The 21,527-nt window shown below is 70.9% G+C and carries 15 protein-coding genes and 1 pseudogene; 5 read left to right on the forward strand and 11 right to left on the reverse strand.

The features are described from left to right. The first annotated feature begins 80 nt into the window (after positions 1–80). Positions 81–1,685: a hypothetical protein gene (locus IPJ17_13125; GenBank protein QQR72451.1), complete on the forward strand. Its 1,605-nt coding sequence runs from the start codon at positions 81–83 to the stop codon at positions 1,683–1,685. Between the two features lie 88 nt (positions 1,686–1,773). Beyond that, positions 1,774–3,024: a NupC/NupG family nucleoside CNT transporter gene (locus tag IPJ17_13130; protein ID QQR72452.1), complete on the forward strand. Its 1,251-nt coding sequence runs from the start codon at positions 1,774–1,776 to the stop codon at positions 3,022–3,024. 10 nt (positions 3,025–3,034) lie between these two features. Here the strand turns inward: IPJ17_13130 and IPJ17_13135 are convergent, their stop codons facing one another. The 6 genes from IPJ17_13135 to IPJ17_13160 form a co-directional block, all read right to left on the reverse strand. Beyond that, positions 3,035–3,769, reverse strand: a complete 735-nt coding sequence (locus IPJ17_13135; protein QQR72453.1) for a PilZ domain-containing protein — start codon at positions 3,767–3,769, stop codon at positions 3,035–3,037. Further along, the gene (locus IPJ17_13140; GenBank protein ID QQR72454.1) at positions 3,766–4,806 is read right to left on the reverse strand and encodes an FAD binding domain-containing protein; all 1,041 of its coding nucleotides are present in this window, start codon (positions 4,804–4,806) and stop codon (positions 3,766–3,768) included. The genes IPJ17_13135 and IPJ17_13140 overlap by 4 nt, the downstream gene beginning before the upstream one ends. A gap of 151 nt (positions 4,807–4,957) precedes the next feature. Further along, positions 4,958–7,465, reverse strand: coding sequence for a molybdopterin-dependent oxidoreductase (locus IPJ17_13145; GenBank protein ID QQR76168.1), 2,508 nt, complete (start codon positions 7,463–7,465; stop codon positions 4,958–4,960). Positions 7,466–7,518: 53 nt separating this feature from the next. Beyond that, the gene (locus IPJ17_13150) at positions 7,519–8,067 is read right to left on the reverse strand and encodes a (2Fe-2S)-binding protein (protein ID QQR72455.1); all 549 of its coding nucleotides are present in this window, start codon (positions 8,065–8,067) and stop codon (positions 7,519–7,521) included. After that, positions 8,057–8,755 (reverse strand): TetR family transcriptional regulator, encoded by a 699-nt coding sequence (locus IPJ17_13155; protein ID QQR72456.1) that lies wholly within the window; start codon positions 8,753–8,755, stop codon positions 8,057–8,059. Before IPJ17_13155 ends, IPJ17_13150 begins: the two co-directional genes overlap by 11 nt. 49 nt (positions 8,756–8,804) lie before the next feature. Further along, the gene (locus IPJ17_13160; GenBank protein QQR72457.1) at positions 8,805–9,320 is read right to left on the reverse strand and encodes an 8-oxo-dGTP diphosphatase; all 516 of its coding nucleotides are present in this window, start codon (positions 9,318–9,320) and stop codon (positions 8,805–8,807) included. Positions 9,321–9,403: 83 nt separating this feature from the next. Between IPJ17_13160 and IPJ17_13165 the strand changes: the two genes are divergently transcribed. Then, a complete protein-coding gene (locus IPJ17_13165; GenBank protein ID QQR72458.1) occupies positions 9,404–10,102 on the forward strand; it encodes a M15 family metallopeptidase in 699 nt (232 codons plus the stop codon). A 48-nt stretch (positions 10,103–10,150) separates the two neighbouring features. Here IPJ17_13165 and IPJ17_13170 read toward each other — a convergent pair whose 3' ends face one another. Together IPJ17_13170 and IPJ17_13175 are read right to left on the reverse strand one after the other, a co-directional pair. Continuing rightward, entirely contained in the window at positions 10,151–11,437 is a 1,287-nt protein-coding gene (locus IPJ17_13170) for an ATP-binding cassette domain-containing protein (GenBank protein QQR72459.1), read from the reverse strand. Positions 11,438–11,448: 11 nt separating this feature from the next. Further along, complete coding sequence (locus IPJ17_13175) at positions 11,449–13,200, reverse strand: ABC transporter permease subunit (GenBank protein ID QQR72460.1); 1,752 nt, start codon at positions 13,198–13,200, stop codon at positions 11,449–11,451. A 164-nt stretch (positions 13,201–13,364) separates the two neighbouring features. Here IPJ17_13175 and IPJ17_13180 point away from each other — a divergent pair, with 164 nt between their 5' ends. Then, positions 13,365–14,783: a glycosyltransferase gene (locus IPJ17_13180; GenBank protein QQR72461.1), complete on the forward strand. Its 1,419-nt coding sequence runs from the start codon at positions 13,365–13,367 to the stop codon at positions 14,781–14,783. A gap of 46 nt (positions 14,784–14,829) precedes the next feature. Here IPJ17_13180 and IPJ17_13185 read toward each other — a convergent pair whose 3' ends face one another. After that, positions 14,830–16,668, reverse strand: a complete 1,839-nt coding sequence (locus IPJ17_13185; protein ID QQR72462.1) for a hypothetical protein — start codon at positions 16,666–16,668, stop codon at positions 14,830–14,832. 70 nt (positions 16,669–16,738) lie between these two features. On the opposite strand from IPJ17_13185, the gene IPJ17_13190 reads away from it, so the two are divergent. Beyond that, on the forward strand, positions 16,739–17,071 hold the full coding sequence (locus IPJ17_13190) for a hypothetical protein (protein QQR72463.1): 333 nt from the start codon (positions 16,739–16,741) through the stop codon (positions 17,069–17,071). Between the two features lie 147 nt (positions 17,072–17,218). Here the strand turns inward: IPJ17_13190 and IPJ17_13195 are convergent. Both IPJ17_13195 and IPJ17_13200 read right to left on the reverse strand, forming a co-directional pair. Next, a pseudogene (locus IPJ17_13195) lies at positions 17,219–18,022 on the reverse strand (serine/threonine protein kinase). A 99-nt stretch (positions 18,023–18,121) separates the two neighbouring features. Further along, on the reverse strand, positions 18,122–21,415 hold the full coding sequence (locus IPJ17_13200) for a PD40 domain-containing protein (protein QQR72464.1): 3,294 nt from the start codon (positions 21,413–21,415) through the stop codon (positions 18,122–18,124). Positions 21,416–21,527 lie beyond the last annotated feature (112 nt).

Genomic DNA, 21,527 nt, shown 5'->3' on the forward strand with positions numbered 1-21,527 from the left:
CCGCACGGTCGGATCCGCGCTGCCGGCGCCTCGCGCCTGTCGCGCCGCGCGGGTATGATCCTCGGACGAAAGGAGAGCGCATGAGCAAGGATGCCGGCCGGTACCACTGGTTCGCCGTCGGGGACGTCAACGGTTTCTTCGGTCTGATGTTCGACAACCTGACGGTGCTCTCCTTCCTCGCCGGCATTCTCGTCTTCGGCTTCCAGTTCCCCGCCGAGATCGTCTACCAGCGGATGTTCCCGGGCACGGCATTCGGCGTGCTCTTCGGGGACCTGGTCTACACCTGGATGGCCTTCCGGCTGGCCAAGCGCACCGCCAATCCGCACGTCACGGCGATGCCGCTCGGCCTCGACACGCCGTCGACGATCGGCATCGCGCTGGTCGTCCTCGGCCCGGCGTTCGTCTCGCTCAAGGCGCAGGGGATGGAGCCGCAGGCCGCGGCGATGCAGACCTGGTACATCGGCATGGCGACGATGGTGCTGATCGGCGTCATCAAGCTCGTGCTCTCTTTCTGTGGGGGCTGGGTGCAGAAGATGGTGCCGCAGGCGGGCCTGCTCGGCTCGCTCGCCGGGATCGGGCTGGCGCTCATCGGCTTCGTCCCGCTGGTCGACATCTTCGGCATGCCGCTCGTCGGCATGGTGGCGCTCGGACTGATCCTCTACAACCTGGTGGCGCAGATCCGCCTGCCGAGAAACCTCCCCGGGGTGCTGGTGGCGGTCGCCGTGGGCACCGCGCTCTACTACATTCTCGGACCGCTCGGCTGGGTGGGTGGCACCTATGCGCCGCCGCCGGGTCCCGAGCTCCACGGCGGCTGGCCGATTCCGACCTTCGACTTCCTCAAGGGGCTCTCCGGCGCCCTGCAGTACCTGCCGCTCGCCGCGCCGTTCGCGCTGTTGACGGTCGTCGGCGGCATCAACGTCACCGAGAGCGCGCGCGTCGCCGGTGACGACTTCAAGACGCGCGACATCCTCCTCACCGAGGCGATCGCCACGTTGATCGCCGGCCTCTGCGGCGGTGTGGCGCAGTCGACCCCGTACATCGGGCAGCCGGCCTACAAGGGAATGGGCGCGCGCGCCGGCTACACGGTGATCACCGGTCTCTTCGTCGGCCTCGGCGGTGTGCTCGGCTACGTCTCCTACATCGTCGAGCTGATCCCGCGCGCCGTGCTTGCGCCGATCCTCATCTTCGTGGCGCTCGACATCATGGTGCAGGCGTTTCTCGCCTGTCCGGCCCGGCATGCCCCAGCCGTGGCGTTCGCCTACTTCCCGACGGTGGCGCGCCTGGTGGCGATCAAGCTTTCGGTGTTCGTTCCGGCGGCGGTCTTCGGCAGCCTGCTGGTGAAAGCCGGCAAGGAGCTGCCGGAGGCGCTGGTGACCGTGGCACTCGGCAACGGGTTCATTCTCACGGCGATGCTCTGGGGGGCGTTTCTCGCCGAGCTGATCGACCGCCGCCTGCGCCGTTCGGCCCTCTACCTCGGCATCCTCGCGCTCTTCACCTTCTTCGGTGTCGTGCACTCCTCGTCGCCCGACGGCAACATGTACCTGCCGTGGAACCTGACCGGCTTCGCGCGCGCCATCCCCTACCAGTTCGCGCTCGGCTACGCCATCCTCGCGCTGTTGCTGCTGGCGCTCTCGTTCTCGCGCGAGAGTCGCGAGCCGGCGCCGGTCGACGCCCACGGGCACTAGGCTCCCGACCCTTTCCGCCTGAGCGGTGTCCGGGCTCGGCCGCCCCGGACGACGCCGCGACGATTCCGGCCGGCTTCGCGGAGGATGCATGGAACGAGCGATCTCGGCGCTGGGCCTGGTGGTCTTCCTGGCGCTCGCCTACCTGTTCTCGACCAATCGCCGCGCCATCCGCTGGCGTACGGTGGCCTGGGGACTCGGCCTGCAAGTCGCGGTGGCGCTCTTCATCATCAAGACGCCCGTCGGCTTCGAGCTCTTCAGCTTCGTCGGCAACCTGGTGAAGAAGTTCCTCGACTTCTCCGACGCCGGCGCCAGCTTCGTCTTCGGCGAGAAGTTCGTCGACCATTTCTTCGCCTTCAAGGTGCTGCCGACGATCATCTTCGTCGCCTCGGTGATGACCTTGCTCTACTACTTCGGCGTGTTGCAGAAGGTGGTCGAGGGGATCGCCTGGGTGATGATGCGAACGATGGGGACGTCGGGTGCCGAGTCGCTCTGCGGGGCGGCGAACATCTTCGTCGGGCAGACCGAGGCGCCGCTGTTCATCCGTCCTTACGTGCCGCGCCTGACGCAGTCGGAGCTCTATTCGGTGATGGTCGGCGGTCTCGCCACCATCGCCGCCGGAGTGATGGCGGTCTACATCTCGTTCGGTGTGCCGGCGGTCCATCTCATTGCCGCCTCGGTGATGGCGGCTCCCGGTGCGCTGGTGATCTCGAAGCTGCTCTTCCCGGAGGAGGCCGAGGCGGAGACGGCCGGCTCGGTGAAGGCGCAGGTGGCCCGCCCCTGGGTCAACCCGGTGGACGCGGCGGCGGCCGGCGCCATCGACGGAATGAAGCTCGCCCTCAACGTCGGCGCGATGCTGATCGCCTTCCTGGCCCTGCTCGCGCTGGTCAACGCGGTGCTCGGATGGGTCGGTGGGCTCGCCGGACTGCCGCAGCTCTCCCTCGACTGGATCTTCGCCCGCGCCCTCGCTCCGGTGGGATGGTTGCTCGGGATCTCCTGGGCCGAGTGCGGTCAGGTCGGCGTGCTGCTCGGCAAGAAGATCGCGCTCAACGAGTTCATCGCCTATCTGGACATGAAGACGCTGATCGACAACGCTGCGGCGATCGCTGCGGGCAGCCAGGCGGCGGGGAGCGTGCCGGTGCTTTCGCCGCGCGCCCTCGTGCTCTCGACGTACGCGCTTTGCGGCTTCGCCAACATCAGCTCGATTGCCATCCAGATCGGCGGCATCGGCGGACTCGCTCCCGAGCGCCAGCCCGAGCTCGCCAAGCTCGGCGTGCGGGCGCTGCTCGCCGGCACGCTGGTCAACGTGGTGAACGCCTGTATCGCCGGGATCCTGCTGTAGCGCGAGCGGCTCAGGCGCCGTAGAGAGCGAGGAAGGCGACGAGGCGGCGCAGGCCGTCGGCGGAGAAGTCGAGGAACCGCAGGCCGAGACCGTCGACCTTGTCGAGGCGCCGACTGGCATGGCGCACCACTTCGGCCTCGCCGCGGATCGGGTCGGAGCTTTCCGGCAGATCGAGCGCGAAGCGCACCGGCGTGCCGACCGGGTAGCGGCTGTCGGTGATCGCCAACATGCCGGTACGCGACAGGTCGCGTGTCTGGCAGAGGAGCTGCGGCGAGCCGGACTCGAGCCGGACGGTCAGACGGGCCATGACGCGCATGGCGAGGCGGATCCGGGCCCTGAGCAGGGCGAGGACCGCCTCCTGCAACTCGAACGGCTCGAGAGCTGTCGAGAGCACCTGGGACACTCCTCGGCCGAGAAGCTTTTCGGCGTCGCTCAACCTATCGGGTGGCGTGAAGAGCAGCAGATGCGCCGAGCAGCTCGGCGATGCCGGGTCGGCGAGCAACTCGGCGAGCCGCCCGAGGTCGTCGGCGGCGATCGCGAAGTCGGTCATCACGACCTGGAACGGAATCAGGCGGAGGATCGTCTCGGCGCTGCGCACCGAGGGGACGCGGCTGAGCTCGAACTCGGCGCGGCTGAGCGCTGGCTGAAGCTTCCCTTCAGTCGCCTCGTCGAGCGCGGCGGCCAGCACGTGCTTGCGGGGTCGCGATTCTTCGGGGGCCTCGACGGGTGGCGCGGATTCGTTCATGCGTCCATTCTAGTGACCGCGGGGGCTCCGGGCGACGGTCGAACGAGGGAGCGGAGCAGGCGTGCGGTCTGCGTTTCGACCATGCGGCCGCGCCACGCGGCCTGGAAGTCGGTGTTGTCGAGGGGCGTGGCGACCCGGCGTGCCCGTCGTGCGGCTTCGCCGACGGAAGCTTCGTCGAGCGTCTGGCCGAGGAGCGACTCGGCGGCGTCCCCTGCCCGGCGCGGCTCCGATGCGACGGCGCCGAGGAACAGGTTGGCGCGTTCGACGTGTCCACCGGCGTCGATCCAGAGCGCAGCGGCGATCGACAGGGTGGCGAAGTCGATCGAGCCCCGGCGACGCAGCTTGAACCAGCCGGCGCGGACTCGGGTGGCATCGCTCGATGCCGGCAGACGCACTTCGGTGAGCACCTCGTCCGGCCGCTTGGCGAGGTAGTCCATCCCGTCGTCGCGGTAGAGGTCGGCGAGCGGCAGCGTGCGTTCGCCGGCGGTCGAGACGAGGACGGCCTGCGCCTCGAGAGCGCAGAGCATCGGCGCGGCGTCGGAGGAGGCGACCGCCCAGCAACGGGGCGACGACGGTGCGACCCAGCAGACCGTGCCCTCGGCCTTCATGCAGTAGCCGATCGCCTGCCGCCATCCTTCGGACTGGTTGTAGTAGGTGCAGCGCGTGTCGAGGCAGAGATTGCCACCGAGCGTGCCCATGCGGCGCAGCACCGGCGACGAGATCGACGCGACGGCGTCGACCAGCGCCGGAAAGCGGGCCTGCAATGTCGGGTCTCGTTCGATCGCCGCGAGCGTCGTCGTCGCCCCGAGACGGACCTCGCCGCGAGAAGCGCGAACGCCGGCGAGCTCCGGGACCTGCATCAGCGACACCACCACGTCCGCCTTCTGGTGTCGTCGCTTGAGGTTCGGCCACAGATCCGTGCCGCCGGCGACCAGCCGGACGCTGCGTCCGTCTGCAGCCCCCTCGCCGGAGAGCACGGCCGCGGCGTCCGCGACGCTCGACGCGCGGTGGTAGTCGAATCGCGGGAGCCTCAGCATCGCACCCTCCGGGAGGCGTCGCGCGGAGCGCCGGGGCCGCGACGGCCGTCGGCCAAGGCGACGGGATCTCGGTCGACTCCGGGCCTCGCGGCCGGGTGTTGCCCCGCCCTGGAGCGAGGGTGGGGGAGCGGTACCGGATTCGTGCGGGTCGTCATCGCGTGGTCAGCCGCGCCGGGTCGTGGGTGCGCAACGCTTCGTCGCGTTCGGGCATCGTGCCGTGACCGGAGCGCAGCGTGCGCTCGAGCCGGAATCGCGCCTCGTCGATCGCTTTGCCGTCGCCGCCCTGCTGCGGTGTCGGCACGTGCAGGGTCTCGCCGAAGTCGACGGTCGGGAAGCGCTCCGGGCCGACGCGCGCCGATTTGCCCTGCCGCTTGAGATCGAGAGCCTTGAGGACGAGGTGCGGATGGAGCGGCGTCTGATCGACGCGCACTCCGACCGCATCGAAGAGGGCGTTGGCACAGGCCGGTGGAATCGGCAGCAGCGGTCCCTGGCCGACCTCCTTGGCCCCCCACGGACCGGCCGGGTCGGGCTCTTCGACGAGATAGGTCGTGACGGGCGGCATTTCGAGGAAGGTCGGGCTCTTGTACTCGAGCACGCTCGGGAACTTGTGCACCAGGGCGTTCGAGCGACCGCGCGGCAGCCGGCGGAAGGCCGACTCTTCCATCATCGCTTCGCCGAGGCCCATGTAGACGCCGCCCTCGACCTGGCCGAGGGCGAGCACCGGATTGAGCGCACGGCCGATGTCGTGCGCGATCCAGACGTGTGTCGGGCGCCAGATTCCGGTCTCCGGGTCGACTTCGACCTCGACCACCGCGGCGCTGAACGAGTAGGCGGGGGAGGGACCGACCCCGGCACCGCGGTAGCGGCCGGGCGAGCGCGGCGGCAGGTAGCTTCCGGTCGTTGCCAGGGTGCCGAAGCGCGCCTCGGCGCAGATCACCGCATCCTCCCAGGCGAGCGAGCGCGCCGGGTCGTTCGGGGAGGTCGCGTCGAAGACCCGACGGCCACGGAAGCGGAGACGGTCGGGCGGGACGTCGAGCTGGGCACCGACCGCTTCGGCGATCCGCGCCCGGGCGCGCTCGGCGGCCTCGCGCGCCGCGTTGCCGACCATCAGCGTGACGCGTGACGAATAGCTGCCGAGATCGACCGGGGTGAGGTCGCTGTCGGCGACGCAGAGGCGCAGGTCGGCGAGCTCGATGCCCAGCACCTCGGCGACGGCGCCGGCGAGGATCGAGTCCGAGCCCTGGCCGATCTCGCTCGCGCCGCAGAAGACGGCGACCGAGCCGGAGCGGTCGAGCTTGAGCATCACCCCGGACTGCGGCATGTGGTTCCAGTAGATCGGCAGTCCGGCACCGCAGAGGTAGGCGCCGCAGGCCAGGCCCAGGCCGCGCCCTTCGGGAAGTCGGCCCCAGCGTTCGAGGAACCGGCTTCCGGCCACGACGGCCTCGAGGCATCGACCGAGTCCGGTGGTGCCGACCTGGAGCCAGTTCGCGGTGACCGTTCCGGGCGGGAGCAGGTTGCGCCGGCGGAGCTCGGCGGGATTCAGGCCGAGCGCCACGGCGATCTTGTCGAGCTGCACCTCCCAGGCGAAGCGCGGCTGCGGCGTGCCGTGACCGCGCTTCGGACCGCAGGGCGGTTTGTTGGTGAAGGCGCGGACGCCGTCGAAGCGGTAGTGCGGGATCTCGTAGGTGACCGTCTGCAGCGCCCCGGTGTAGTAGGTACTGGCGACGCCGTAAGAGCCGTACGCTCCGCCGTCGAGGGCCGTCTCGAGATGCTGTGCGGTGATCTTCCCGTCCCGGGTGACACCGGTGCGCTGGCGCATCAGCACCGGATGGCGACCGCGATGGCAGTAGAAGACCTCCTCGCGGGTGAGGGCGATCTTCACCGGCCGTCCGAGCACGAGGGCCATCTTCGCCGCGACGATCTCGTGGCCGAACGGGTCGCTCTTGCCGCCGAAGCCGCCGCCGTTGCTCGTGGCGATGACGCGGATGCGCGCCGCCGGCAGGCCGAGGACGCGGGTCAGGGCGCGATGCAGGTAGTGCGGCGTCTGGGTCGAGGAGTGGACGGTGACGCGGCCCTCGTCCTCCGGGACGGCGACGCTGGCGTGCTGCTCGAGGGCCAGGTGCGTGTTGCCGTCGTAGAAGAAGAGGTCCTCGAAGATCTCCTCGGCGTCGTCGAAGCCTCGAGCAACGTCCCCGAACTCCATCGACACCTTCTTGTGCAGGTTCCCGTCGTCGGCGTGAGCGTGCAGCTGCGGGGCCGGCGTGGCGATCGCCTCGTCGATCGTGGCGATCGTCGGCAGCGTCTCGTAGTCGACGCGCACCTTTCGGACGGCCTCTTCCGCTGCCTCCTCGCTGGTCGCGGCGATCGCCGCCACCGGGTCGCCGACGTGCCGCACGACCTCGAGGCAGAGGGCGTGCTCGTCCTGGGAGACCGGCAGGATGCCGAAGGGAACGGGGAGGTCGCGACCGCTGAGCAGGCCGAGAACGCCCGGTACGGCCGCGGCCTCCGCGAAGTCGATGCCACGGATCCGGGCGTGCGGCACGGTCGAGCGCACCAGCTTGAGGTGGGCGAGCCGAGGGAAGGTCAGATCGTCGGCGAAGCGCGTCGCCCCGGTCACCTTGGCTCGACCGTCGACGCGCCGGAAGGGGGTTCCGAGCAGCTGGAGCTCCTCGGCATCGCCTGCGGGCTGGGGCCGCGGGTCCGTCGGTTCGGTCACGTGTCGCGCTCCTTGCCCGGCGGGACGTCGCCGTAGAACGACGAACGCGGCGGCTCGGTCGCCTCGCCCCGCAGCCGCGCCGCGGCCCAGCTCACCGCGTCGACGATCTTGTGGTAGCCGGTGCAGCGACAGAGGTTGCCGGCCAGCGCGGCGCGGATCTCGTCGGGCGTGGGAGCGGAGCTCTCCGCCAGCAGCGCCTTCGCCGTCATCAGCATCCCCGGTGTGCAATAGCCGCACTGCGCCGCCCCGAGGTCGGCGAAGGCGCTCTGCAGCGGGTGCAGCTCGTTGCCGGCGGAAAGCCCTTCGACGGTCTCGACGTGGCGCCCGTCGGCATCGATGGCGAGCACGAGGCAGGAGAGCACCGGCGCCCCGTCGAGCAGGACGGTGCAGGTGCCGCACTCGCCGAGCTCGCAGCCGTGCTTCGTGCCCGGTAGCCCGAGCTCCTCGCGCAGCAGCTCGAGCAGCGTGTGGTGCGCCGGCACCGCGGCCGAGCGCTCTTCGCCGTTGACGCGCAGTCGGACCAGCACGGCATCCTCACTCGGCATCGGTGGCCTCGCGCAGCAAGGTGTCGACGAGCTCGGGGGGCGGCAGGCGGAGCTCGCGACGTGGGGCGAGCATCCCGCGGACGAGAAGCTCGGCGAGCTCGAATCCAAGGTGACGCGCACCTCCCGCCGCCGCGGTGGCAGCGGAGGGGTGGAACCACTTCGCCGTCCAGTTCACCGCTCCGAGCAGCGCGCGCACGGCGGTTCGCGGGTCGAGCCCGGAGCGGAAGCGCCCGGTGTCGATCCCTGCGACGACCAGGCGGCGCAGGGCGCGCTCGTAGGCGTTGCGGCGCGAGAGGATCGGCTGGCGATGCGGCTCGTCGAGCGCTTCGACTTCGAGATGGGCGAGCGAGCCCGGGGTCGTCTCGTGCAGCCGCACGACGTGGGTGACGACGGCGCTCGCCAGGGCGGTGTCGGCGTCCAGACCGAGCCGCTCGATCCGTCCGACCGTCGCCAAGAGGCCGTCCAGGGCATCCTCCTGGCAGTACGCGAGCAGCGCCTGCTTGCTGGGGAAGTAGTAGTACAGGCTGCCGGCCGTCATCTCGAGCTCGGCGGCCACGTCGCGCATGCCGCTGGCGTGCAGGCCGCGGCGGCGAAACACCCGTCCGGCGGCGGCGAGGATCTCCCGCCGGCGCTCGCGGACCTTCTCCGGCAGCGCGCGGTCGGCGGCGATCGTCGAAATTTGAACCACTGTTCAAATTCTTGCGGCGACGGCCGGGCCTGTCAAGGGCGGCGGCGGATCAGGCTCCGCCCGGAGCGACCCCCGGGTCGAGCGAGAAATCGACCATGCGATCGTCGTCGAAGAGAAAGCGACCGTCGAACGGCACGCCGGCGAGCAGGAGGGGGAGCCAGTGCCGGTCGTCCTCCCACATCCGTTCGTAGGGGATGGCGCCGAGCGGGCACCAGAAGGGGAGCGCTTCGGCGGTTTCTCCTGGTTCGCCCAGCGCCCCGGCGGCGCGGAAGACATGGACATGGATCGAATGCCCGTTGAGGAACTGGAAGCGCAGGAGCCCGGCCGCGAGCAGGTCGGTCGGCGTGACCAGAACCTCCTCTTCGACTTCGCGGATCGCCGCGGCGAGCGGCGTCTCGCCCGGCTCGAGCCGACCTCCCGGCGCATTGACCTTGCCGGCCCCCAGACCGCGGCGCTTCTCGATCAGCAGGACCTCCCCGGCGCGAATCACGAACACCAGGGTCGCCACATCGACCGGGCGCCAGTGTTCCCAGTCGATCTCCGAAACCCGCTTCCAGTCGTTCATGGGCGGGAGGCTACCGCGAAAGCCGATTCGCGCGGCGGCGACCCGGACCGCCCGTCGCCGGCCCCATTCGCTAGGATGCGGCCATGCGATTCCTGACGAGTCGTTCGGGCCGAGCGCTCCGTGGCTTCGCCTTCGGTCTCCTCGCCGGGTACGTCGCGGCCTGTGCAACGGCCCGCGAGGAGCTCCGACCGCCGGTCGAGCCCGCGGCGACGCGGGCACCGGATCTCGTCGAGGTCGTGGCGCTCGATCCGACGATCCACACCGACGTCCGTTACGCGACGACGAACAACTTCGCCCGGCGCGCGGTCTACCCGGTGGCGCGGGTCTACCTTCAGCGCGAGGCTGCCGACGCCGTGGTTCGAGCCCACCGCGCGCTCGCCGCGAGCGGCTACGGCCTGCTCCTGTTCGACGGCTATCGCCCTTGGTCCGTGACGCGCCTCTTCTGGGAGATCACCCCTCCGGCGCAGCGCGCCTTCGTCGCCGATCCGCGCAAGGGCTCGCGTCACAATCGCGGTTGCGCGGTCGACCTGACGCTCTACGACCGGACGACTGGGCGCGAGGTCGAGATGCCCTCGGCCTACGACGACTTCAGCGAGAAGGCCAGTCCGGCCTGGGCCGGAGGCGACCCGGCGGCGCGAGCCCGCCGCGACCTGCTCCGCCGGACCCTCGAGGCCGAAGGCTTCGCCGTCTACGAGAACGAGTGGTGGCACTACGACTTCCGCGGCTGGCGGGAATACCCGGTGCTCGACCTGTCGTTCCCCGACCTGATGAATCGGCGCTAGGGCGACTGCCGCTCCGCACCCCGGTCGTCGGCGCCGCGCCGACGAGGATCATGGCTCGAGGTAGAGCTCCTGATGGTCGTCGTCATAGGCGAAGAGCTCGGCGTAGCGACCCCAGCGCACGGCGAGCTCGAGCTGGCTCGCCGCCAGCGCGCCGTGGCTCGCGGCGAGCCGCTCCAGGAAGAAACTCCGATGGATGCGATGGTCGTCGTCATGCTGCAGCGCCTCGAAGATCCAGCCGATTTCGGGCAGGCGGACGAGGCGCGCGGCGACCAGCTCCTTGCGCGCCAGGATGCTGCCCGCTGCGAAGTCGACGCCGTGCGGCGTGAGCGTCAGGCCGGCCTTGGCGACGGCCACCAGGCCGAGGTGCTCGCCCGCCTCGACGATCGGCAGCAGATCGTCGAGCTCGAGCACGAGCTCCGAGGCGAGGGTCGCCAACTCCGCTCGCCCCCCTTCGGCGGCGAGCTTCTCGAGCAGACCGGCCAGGGCGTTGGGCCGCGCTCCGGGCAACCGGCGCAGGAGGTGGCTGGCGGGCGGCGCCGGGCGACCGCTGACCGCCGCGTAGAGCTCGTCGACCAGCGCCTCGAACGCCGTGTCCTTGCGCTGCCGAGGCTGGGTCAGCTCGATCGCGACCTCGCGGACGACGCGGCCTGGCTCCTTGGCCATCACGACGACGCGGTCGGCCAACAGCACGGCCTCCTCGATGTTGTGCGTCACCATGAGGATCGCCTGGGTCGGCAGCGACTTCGTCGCCCAGAGCTCGAGCAACTCGCCTCGCAGAGCGTCTGCCGACAGGACGTCGAGGGCCGAGAACGGCTCGTCGAGGCAGAGGAGCTCGGGCTCGACCGCCATCGCCCGGGCGAATCCCACCTTCTGCCGCATCCCCCCCGAGATCTCTCGCGGATAGGCCGACTCGAAGCCCGCCAGTCCGACGCGGTTCAGCAGCGCGCTCGCCGTCGAGCTTCGCCGTGAGCGCGGGACCCCTCTCGCCTGGAGGGCGATCTCGACGTTCTCTCGGACGGTCAGCCAGGGGAACAGCGCGAACGTCTGGAAGACGATGCTGGCGTGCGGGTTGACACCGGCAAGCTGTTCGCCGCGATAGCGGACCGCGCCGCGGGTCGGGAGTGTCAGCCCGGCGATGATCCGCAGGAGCGTGGACTTGCCGCAGCCGGATGGCCCGAGCAGGCAGACGAACTCTCCGTCGCGGATCGCCAGGTCGACGCCGGCCAGCGCGACGAAGCGATGATCGCCGGTCGGGTAGGACTTCTCGATTCCGGCCAGTTCGAGGAGCGGCGGTGCGGACGCCGGTCGATGCGATGCGGATGCGGGCTCGCCCACTGGGGTCTCCGTCAGTCGAGCCGGTAGCGGCGTTCGGCAAGCCGATAGAGCCGCTGCCAGAGGAAATGGTTGATCAGCACGACGGTGCCGACCAGGGCGAGAGTCGCGGCGAGGAGCAGGGCGTAGTCCCCCCGGCTGGTGGCCTGGGCGATCATCGCTCCGATCCCGGGCACATCGTGTGACGAACCCGCGAACTCGACGTGCTCGGCGACGACGCTGGCGTTCCAGGCGCCGCCCGAGGCGGCGACGCCGCCCGTCACCAGAAAGGGGAAGAGGGCGGGGAGGACCAGGACGCGCTGCGTCTGCCAGCCGCCGAGGCGGAGCATCGCCGCGGTATAGCGCAGGTCGACCGGGATGGTGCTCGCGCCGGCGATCGTGTTGAAGAGCAGATACCACTGTGTCCCCATCAGCATCAGCAGGACCGCGGCAACTTCGAGGCCGTGCGGCAGTCGCAGCAGCCCCAGGAGGAGGATCGGGAAGAGCGCCGTGGCGGGCACGGCGGCGAGCACCTGGACGACCGGCTGCAGCGAGCGCGACAGGCGACCGGAGGAGCCGATCAGGATGCCGATCGGCAGGGTCCAGGCGAGCGCGACGAGCAGGGCGATCGCCACCCGACCGCCGGTCCAGAGCACGGCAAGACCGATCCGTCCCCAGGTCGCGGCCGGCACCGCATGGAGCATCAGCACGGCGCGAAGGGTCGCCCAGGCGAGGGCAAGAGCGAACGCGCCACGCCAGAGCCACCGCAACCGCGAGCGTGGGGCCGCGATCGGCTCGGGGGTGAGCAGGCCGGGCCGGCGATCGCGCAACCGGTCGAAGGCCTGGTCCAGCCGGAGGGCGAGCGGCCGCAGGATGCTTCGTGACAGCGCACGCAGCAGGCGAGAGCGAGCGAGCAGTCGGCGAGAAGGGAGCAGCGGAGCCTCTTGCTCGGTCGTCTCGATCTTGAAACGCTCGGCCCAGGCGAGCAGCGGCTTCCAGATCAGGCGATCGAGCAGGACGATGACACCGACGAGAGTGCCCAGCCCGCAAGCGAGCGCGACGTGGTCGCTCCGTTGGGCGGCGGTTTGCAGATAGGAGCCGAGACCGGGGAGGCGGAAGTCGCGCCTGCCGACTTGGAACATCTCCGACGCCATGAGGAAGAACCAGCCGCCGGCCCAGCTCATCATGCTGTTCCAGATCAGTCCCACCATGCCGAACGGCAGCTCGAGGGTGCGGAACCGCAGCCAGGGGTTGAGCCGGAAGACGGCGCTCGCTTCGCGCAACTCGCTCGGAACCGTCGACACGGACTGATAGAAGCTGAACGTCATGTTCCACGCCTGCGAGGTGAAGATGAGCAGCACGGCGGCGAGCTCGGCGGCCAGGCGGGCCGGCAACACGGCGGAAAGCCCGAGGACCGCGACCGGCAGGAAGGAGAGGATCGGCACGCTTTGCAGCACGTCGAGCACGGGCAGCAACACCTTGCGCGCGCCGAGGTGGCGGGCCGCGGTGTAGCCATACGCCAGGCTGAAGACGAGCGAGAGGGCGTAGGCCGCGGTCATCCGGCCGAGCGACAGCAGCGCCAGGCGAGGCAGGGCGACGACCGACAGGTCGATCTCTGGACCCGCGATCGACTTCGGAGCGCCCAAGGCGAGGCGAGCTCCGAGATAGATCACGGCGGCGAGGCCGAGCAGGACGTAGAGGTCGACGAGCGAGAGGGCTCGTCGGCTCCAGCCCGACGGGCCGAACCCGAGGGCTCGAGGGGCGGGACTTGGCAGGGCGCGGCTCATCGGCTCGCCGCGGGCGGGAACGTGCCGCGCGGTCCGGAGGGCGCCGTCCATCATAGCCCCCGGTCCGGAGGCGGAGAGCCCGTCGCGCTCCTCGACGGGTCATCTCGGCTCCGAGGGTCGTCTCATGGTAGCGTTTCGACCGCTTTCGACATCGGTCTCGAGCCTTGAATCCACTCCGCCTCAGCGTCGTCGTCCCGGTCTACAACGAGCGCTATCTGGTGCGCGAGTTGTTGTCGCGCGTGCTGGCTCTGCGCATCCCGGACATCGCCGAGATCGAGATCATCGTCGTCGACGACGGCTCGCGCGACGGGACGCGTGAGATCCTGCGCGAGCTCGCCGCCGCGGAGCCGCGGCTGCGCTACATCGAGCACGAGCGCAACGGCGGCAAGGGCGCGGCCCTGCGTACCGGCATCGCCGCCGCGACCGGCGACCTGACGGTCTTCCAGGACGCCGACCTCGAGTACGACCCGCGCGATTTTGCCCGGATGGTCCGGCCGTTCCTCGAGGACGGCGCCGACGTGGTCTACGGCTCGCGCTACCTGCCGTCGGAGCGTCGGCGGGTGCTGGCCTATCGGCACACCCTGGGGAACCGGTTCCTCACCTTCCTGAGCAACCTGTTCACCGACCTCCATGTCACCGACATGGAGACCTGCTACAAGATGTTCCGCACCGGTCTGCTGAAGTCGATCCCGATCCGATCGAACGACTTCGCGGTGGAGCCGGAGATCACCGCCAAGATCGCCAAGCGCCAGTGCCGCCTGTTCGAGGTGCCGATCAGCTATCTCGGCAGGACCTATCGCGAGGGCAAGAAGATCGGGCTGCGCGACGGCTTCAAGGCGCTGCGGGCCATCCTGCGCTACTGGCTGATCGACGACCTCTACAGCGAGGACGAATTCGGCGCCGAGATCCTGCACAGCCTCGAGCGGGCGCAGCGCTTCAACCGCTGGATGGCCGACGCGGTGACGCCGCACGTCGGCGCACGCGTTCTCGAGATCGGCGCCGGCATCGGCAACATCACCCACTGGCTCATGCCGCGCGACGTCTACGTGGCGAGCGACATCAACCGCAACTACCTCGACTACCTGCGCAACTACGCCATCGGCAAGCCCTATCTGGAGGTGGCGAAGATCGACCTGGAGAGTCCGGCGGACTTCGCCCCCTGGGTCGGCCACTTCGACAGCGCCGTCTGCCTGAACGTGCTCGAGCACGTCGGCGACCCGAACCAGGCACTGCGTAACCTCCACGATGCCCTGGTGCCGGGGGGACGGGCGGTGATCTACGTGCCGCAGGGGCAGTGGCTCTACTCGAGTCTCGACGAGGTGCTGGGGCACCGCTGCCGCTATTCGCGAGCCTCGCTTGCCGCCGAGCTGGAGGGTGCCGGGTTCGCTGTCGAGAGCCTGCGCGACTTCAACCGCTTCGCGGTGCTCGGCTGGCTGCTCAACGGCAAGGTGCTGCGGCGACGGCGGTTCAGCCGCCTCCAGCTCAAGATCTTCGATCTGCTGACGCCGATTCTGCGGCGTGTCGACCGCCTGGTGCCGTTGCCCGGGCTCGGTCTCGTCGCCGTGGCGCGGCGACGCGACTGAGCGACCTTCCCTTCGCTTCGATCTCGTTCCCGCCCCGGCCGGGCGATCACCGGTCGTCGCGCGGCTCGCGCGACGTCGATTTCGTCGACTGACTGCGCAACGCCTCGACCACCAGCTCGCGGCGCGGCAAGGCGGCGCCGGTCGCCATTTCGGCGGTGAGTCGACCCTCGCCCAGCTCGCGGCGGAGGGCCGCCAGAACCTGGTCGAGGGCGAGACGCTCGACCCGCGGCACCGGCATTCCGGCCTGCGTCCTGAGCTTCTCTGCCGCGCCGATCAGGCGCGCCGCGGCGGTGGCCGAACCGAGGGCGAGGCGCAGGGCGGCGAGGGCCTCCAGCACCGAGGCCATGCGCCACCGGTCGCCGAGCCGAGCGTGGAGCTCGAGGCTGCGCGGCAGCGACTCGCGTGCTGCCGCCCAGTCGGCGCGCGCCAGCGCGACGCGGCCGGCGAGCTCGAGCGACCAGGCGATCCCCTCGCGGAAGACGCCGCCGGCCGCGCGCTGCCGTGCTTCGGTCGCGAGCGCGGCGGCCTCGACGAGCTCGCCGCGGAAGAGATGGGCTGCCGCCAGGTTGAGCCGTGCCCAGGTCGAGCCCTCGCAGTCGCCACGCGCGTCGAAATAGGCGAGCGCTTCGCGAGCGGCTGCCGCCGCCTCGTCGAGCCGGCCGTCGAGCCAACTCGCCAGCCCGACGAGGTTGCTCGATCGGGCGACGCTCTGTCGGTCACCGAGAGCGCGGAAGGCCGCGGCGGCCTCGGTGTGCAGGGCGATCGCCGCCTGACAGCGGCCGCGCTCGCGCGCCAGGCTGCCGAGGTACTGCAGCGCCATGGCGGCCAGGCGGGCATCTGCCTGGCCCTGGGCGAGCACCAGCGCACGGTCGAGCAGCGACTCGGCGTGGGCGTAGTCGCACTGCAGGAAGGCGAACACCCCGGCACCCAGGGTGGCGCGCAGCGCCAGGGCGCCGGCGGCGTCGCCGGCGAGCGCCAGGGCGGCTTCGAGGGAGCGGCGCGCCTCTTCGTAGTGGCCGCGCACGTACCAGTATTGCCACAGGCCGCCGGCAAGTCGCAGGGCACCGTCGCTGTCGGCGGCGGCAATCGCGCGTTCGATCGCGGCGCGGAAGTTGTCGTGGTCGCGGGCGACGGCCGAGAGCGTCGCTTCGTCGGCCGAGGCGGCGAGCGCCCGCCCCGCGGACTCGGCGCGGCGCAGGAAGCCGTCGCGGTGGGCGGCAAGCGCCTCCGAATGTTCGACTGGCGAATCGGCGAGCCGCTGTTCGCCGAATGCCTGGATCGTCTGGAGGAGCGAGAAGCGAGGGAGGTCGGAGGTCTCGGTCTCGGGCCGCACGAAGCTCTTTTCGACCAGCGAGGAGAGCAGCTCGAGCAGGTCGGGCTGCGCGCCGACGACCTCGCTCGCCGCGTTCAGGTCGAAGCCGCCGCGGAAGACGCAGATCCGCCGGAAGAGCCGGCGCTCGGCCTCGCCGAGGAGCTCGTAGCTCCAGGCGATCGCCGCTTCCATCGTGCGCTGGCGCGGCGAGAGGTCGCGAGCCCCGGCGGTCAGCAGCGCGAGACCTTGCGCCAGCTGGTCGCGCAGCGTGGCGAGGGGCAGCAACTTGGTGCGCGCCGCGGCGAGCTCGAGGGCGAGCGGCAGGCCGTCGAGTCGCCGGCAGATCTCGGCGACCAGAGGAGCGCTCACCGCGTCGAGCGTCAGGTCGGGGCGGACGGCGCGGGCCCGATCGAGGAAGAGCTCGACCGCGGGGATCCGTGCGAGGTCGGCGGGATCGACGAGGAGGTCGGCATCGGGCACCGGGAGGGGAGCGACCGGCAGCTCCCGCTCGCCGCGCACCCGAAGCGGCTCGCGACTGGTGGCGAGGACCTGCAGGCCGTCGGCGGAACGCACGAGGCTCGGCGAGGGCCGGGGCGGCGGCGACGACCTGCTCGAAATTGTCCAGCACCAGCAGGGCGCGACGGTGCCGCAAGTAGTCGCGCAAGGGCGCGGCCCCGGAGTCTCCGGCTCCGCCGTCGAGGCCGAACCCGCGGGCGATCGCCGGCAGCACGAGCCCCGGATCGGTCACGGTCTCGAGGGGGACGAACACGACACGAACCGCTTCGAGCTCGCCGAATCGCCGCGCGGCTTCGATCGCCAGGCGCGTCTTGCCGGTGCCGCCGGGGCCGGTGAGTGTCACCAGTCGCTCTCGACCGCGCCGCAGCCGGTCGAGCAACTGGGCGATCTCGTCGCCCCGCGGGACGAACGGGGTCCACGGGGTCGGCAGCGCGCCGGCGTCGCTCTCGGCCTGAGTTGATCGCTCCTCGACCGCGGTGCGGGGAGGAGTCGCGCCGGAGCTCGTCGCTCCCGACGTGCTCGGCGCCGCCGCCGTGACGACCGTCCCCTCTTCGAGCGTGACCTGGCGGGCGATCGCCGCGAGCTCGATCTCGATCGACATCGCGTCGCTCGGGCGATTCTCCTGCTCCTTGGCGAGACAACGGCGGACGAGATCGGCGAGCGGCTCGACGAGCTCGACGGGCCCCGCGAGGTCGAGCGGCCTCGGTGCGCCCTCGAGCACCGCCGCGATGGTGTCGCCGAGGTTCTCGCCGGGGAACGGGCGGGACCCGGTGAGCGCCTCCTGGAGCAGGATGCCGAAAGCCCAGAAATCGGTCTGCGGCGAGACGGCGGCGCCGCGCATCTGCTCCGGCGCCATGTAGGCGGGGGTGCCGATCATCGGCTGCCGGCCGGAGAGCTCGGTCAGCGCCGCTGCGCCGGGCAGCTCCGGCGCGAGCTTGGCGAGGCCGAAGTCGAGCACCTTGACGATGCCGTCCGGCCGGATCATCACGTTCTCCGGCTTGACGTCGCGGTGGATGATCCCGGCGGCGTGGGCGGCGGCAAGGGCGCGAGCCACCTGCCGGAAGACGGCGATCGCTTCGGCAAACTGCAGCGGCGCTCGAGCGATCTGCTGGCGCAGGGTGCGGCCGTCGATGCGCTCCATGGCGAGGAACGGCCGGCCGTCGAGCTCTCCGGCGTCGAAGACGGTGACGATGTTCGGGTGATTCAACCCGGAGAGCGTCAGGACTTCGGCGCGAAATCGGCGGCTTGCGGTGTCGTCGGCGACCCCGCGGGGCAGGACCTTCAGCGCCACCGGCCGATGGAGGTGCGTGTCCTGGGCGAGGTAGACCGATCCCATCCCGCCGGTGCCGAGCAGGTGAGCGATCTCGTAGCGCCCGAAACGGGCGCCACAGGGGAGCGGCAGGTCGGACATCGGTGGCCCGACTCTACATCTGCCGGGGCGCTGGCGCGATGGCGGCGTCCCAGGGCGAGTGCCGGCGGCGGCGATGCGCCGCCGGCTTCACGGGCCGACTCAAGGAGCGCTGGTCGGCAGCGTCCGATAGACCGGGTACGGCGGACGCCGGGGAGCCTTCGGCGGCTGCTGGCTCAGCCTCTCGAGCAGGAGCGCCACCGCCCGTTCGAGCTGCGGGTCTCGTCCGTCCCGACAGTCGGCGGGCAGCCGTTCGACCTCGACATCCGGGGCGACGCCGACGTTCTCCACCTCCCAGGCGCCGTCGAGGCCGTAGATTGCCACCCGCGGCGCGGTAACCTGGCCGCCGTCGAGCAGCACGGGGTAGTCGTAGATCCCGACCAGACCACCCCAGGTTCGCGTGCCGACGAGCGGTCCGAGGCCGACCTTGCGGAAGTACCAGGGCAGAGCATCGCCTCCCGACCCCGACATCTCGTTGATCAGCATGACCTTCGGTCCGTCGATGGCGCCGCCGGGCGAGGGCATCTCCCGGCCGTCGCGAGTCGCGAGCCAGGAAAGCCGGGGGCGGTCGAGCAGGTCGATCACGTAGTCGGCGAGCTGCCCGCCATGGTTGAAGCGCTCGTCGACGATCGCGCCCTGCTTGTCGGTCTGGGCGAAGAAGTAGCGGTTGAAGTTGTCGAAGCCGCCGCCGCCGGTGTCGGGCAGATGGAGATAGGCGAGTCGTCCACCGCTCAGCCGGTCGACCGTCCGCCGGTTGTCCTCGACCCAGGCGCGGTAGCGCAGGTCGTGCTCGCTCGCCACCGGGACGACGGCGACGTCGCGGGCGCCGGATCCTTCCGGGTCCGGGCCGACGCGCAGGACGACGGTGCGGTCGGCCGTCTGCTCGAGAAACGACTCGACGGCGGCAGGCGGACGCACGTCGCGTCCGTCGATGGCGAGCAGGTACTCGCCCGGGTGGACTTCGGCGCCAGGCTGGGTGAGCGGCGCCTTCAGATCGGGGTTCCAGCTCTCGCCGTCGAAGATCCGCGCAAAGCGGTATCGACCGCGCTCGACGGTGACGTCGGCTCCGAGCAAGCCGGTTCCCGTCTCGGGCGGCGCCGGTAGGTCGCCGCCGCCGACGAAGACGTGGCCGAGGACGAGGTTGCCGAGCATCTCTTCGAAGAGGGTGTTGAGGTCGGCGCGGTGGGCGATCCCGTCGAGGAACGGTGCATAGAGGCGTTCGGCCGCCGCGAGGTCGAGCCCGTGGTGTCCCGGGTCGTAGAGGAAGTCCCGCTCGAGCCGCCAGACCTCGCGGTACATCTGGCGCCACTCCGCCCGCGGGTCGACGAAGGCGCGCATCGTCGAGAGGTCGATCGCGCCTTTTCCCTCTTCGGGGGCCTCGGCCGTCGCGGCGATCGACCAGGTGTCGCCGGCGAGCCAGAGCATCTTCTCGCCGTCGCCGGAAAGGACGAAGCGCTCGGCGCTTTCGAGGAGAACTGTCGTCTTGCGATCGGCGTAGGTGAACTTCACGACCCGCACCGGCGGGGGACCCTCGGCGTCGGCGTCGGCGACTTCGGGGCCTTCGAGCAGGAAGAGCTCGCCAGCCTTGCCGGCAGCCAGCCCGACGTAGTTGGCCGCGTCGACCGGGAGGGCCACCGTACGCTGGGGCAGCCGCTCCCAGTCGATGCGCACGACGGGCGCCACGGCGGACGCCGAGTCGTCCGCGTCCGCTTTCGCGTCGGCGCTCTCGGTCGGGCCTTTCTCCTCGTCGCTGAGCGGGGCGAGTGGCGACGCGGTGTCCCGGGCGAGCACCATCGCGTAGACGCTGCGCGTGACGGGATGCCGGTAGCTCGACAGGTCGAGCCACGAGGCGGTCAGGCCGACGTCCGTGCTGGCGGTGAAGGCGAGGCTCTTGCCGTCGTGGTCGAAGGCGGGATGTCGTGCGTCGCTCATCCCGTCGGTGACCTGATGCCGGCTCGCGTCGGCGAGCGAGTAGACGAAGATCGCCCGCAACTGGCTTGGCAGCTTCTTGGAGTAGGCGAGGAAGCGCGAGTCGGGCGACCAGGCCGGGTCGAGGGTGCGTTCGGGGCTCTCGGAGTCGTCCTGGTCGACGCGCGCGAGGCGGCCGCTGGCGACCTCGACGAGCCAGAGGGTGAGCCGCTTGTCGTGAAGCGCGATCCACTTCGAGTCGGGCGACCAGACCGGCGAGTAGAAGAACGAGGGCGGGTCGCCGAGCGCGATGCGCCGCGTCGCCGCGAATCCGTTCGCCGCCGTGAGATGCAGCGCCACTTCGCCGGACTCGTCGGAGAGCCAGGCGATGGTCTTGCCGTCGGGCGACCAGGCCGGGTCGCGATCGGCCGCCGAGGAGGAGTGCGTCAGGCTGCGGATGTCGCCCTTTTCCGCCGGGACGGTGAAGAGGTCCCCCCGCGCGGCGAAGAGCGCCCGGGCTCCCGTCGGCGAGAGGGCCGCCGACTGGATCTCCGCCGAGACGTCGACCCAGTGAGGTCGGATGGCCGGCAGATCCGCCGCGAGCTGCACCTCGACGCGGCGCAGGGTGCCGCTCGCCAGGTCGAGCAGGTGGAGCGCCCCGAACTGCTCGATGGCGATCCCGCCCGGGCCGCCGCCGGCCGACTTGAGGTCGAATCCCGGTGGGGTAGCGCGGCGGCGCACGCTGCGACTGCGCGTGTCGTAGGAGTAGAGCCCCACCGGGCCGTCGCGATCCGAGAGGAAGAAGATCTCGTCGCCGATCCAGATCGGTTGGCGGTCGTTCGATCCGTCGCGCGGGATCTTCTCGACCGCGAGCGTCGTGAGGTCGACGATCCAGATCGGCGTCGTCTGGCCGCCGCGATAGCGCTTCCAGGCCGGCTGCCACTGTTCGTACGGAACGTAGGCGAGCCGGCGCCCGTCGGGTGAGAACGAACCCGTCTCGGCGGCCGGCAAAGGAAGCCGCTCGGGGACGCCGCCGCTCGCTGCGATCCGGTAGAGATGCCGGTCGTCGGTTCCGCTCGCTCGTCCGCTGCGGAAGAGGATCCCGCTCCCGTCGGGCGTCCAGGCGACCGCGACGTCCTCTCCCGGATGCCAGGTGAGGCGGCGAGGGGTGCCGCCAGCCGCCGCCATCACGTAGACGTCGACGTTGCCGTCGTACTCGCCGGAGAAGGCGATCGATTCGCCGTCGGGCGAGTAGAGCGGACGAGCCTCGATCCCGCTGCCGGCGGTCAGCCGGCGGGCCACCCCGCCGCCCCGCGGTACCGCCCAGAGATCGCCGGCATAGGCGAAGGCGATCTCGCGGGAGGACAGGGACGGGCTCTGCAGGAGGAGCGGCGATTTGCCCGGCGGCTCGGCGGTGGCGGCGCTCGATCGGGCGAGCAGCAGGAGTGTGGCAAGCGCAGTGGCGCGGAACGATGGCGTCATCGACATGGACGGCTCTCCTCCGGTGGAACGGGCAGCCGTCCGACGATAGCGCACCGCCCCGGCCGCGAGGGCAGCCGGGGCGGTGCGGGGCAATTCGCTTGGCGTGTCGGTGGTTCGG

Source organism: Holophagales bacterium (assembly GCA_016699405.1).
Lineage (GTDB): Bacteria > Acidobacteriota > Thermoanaerobaculia > Multivoradales > JAGPDF01 > JAAYLR01.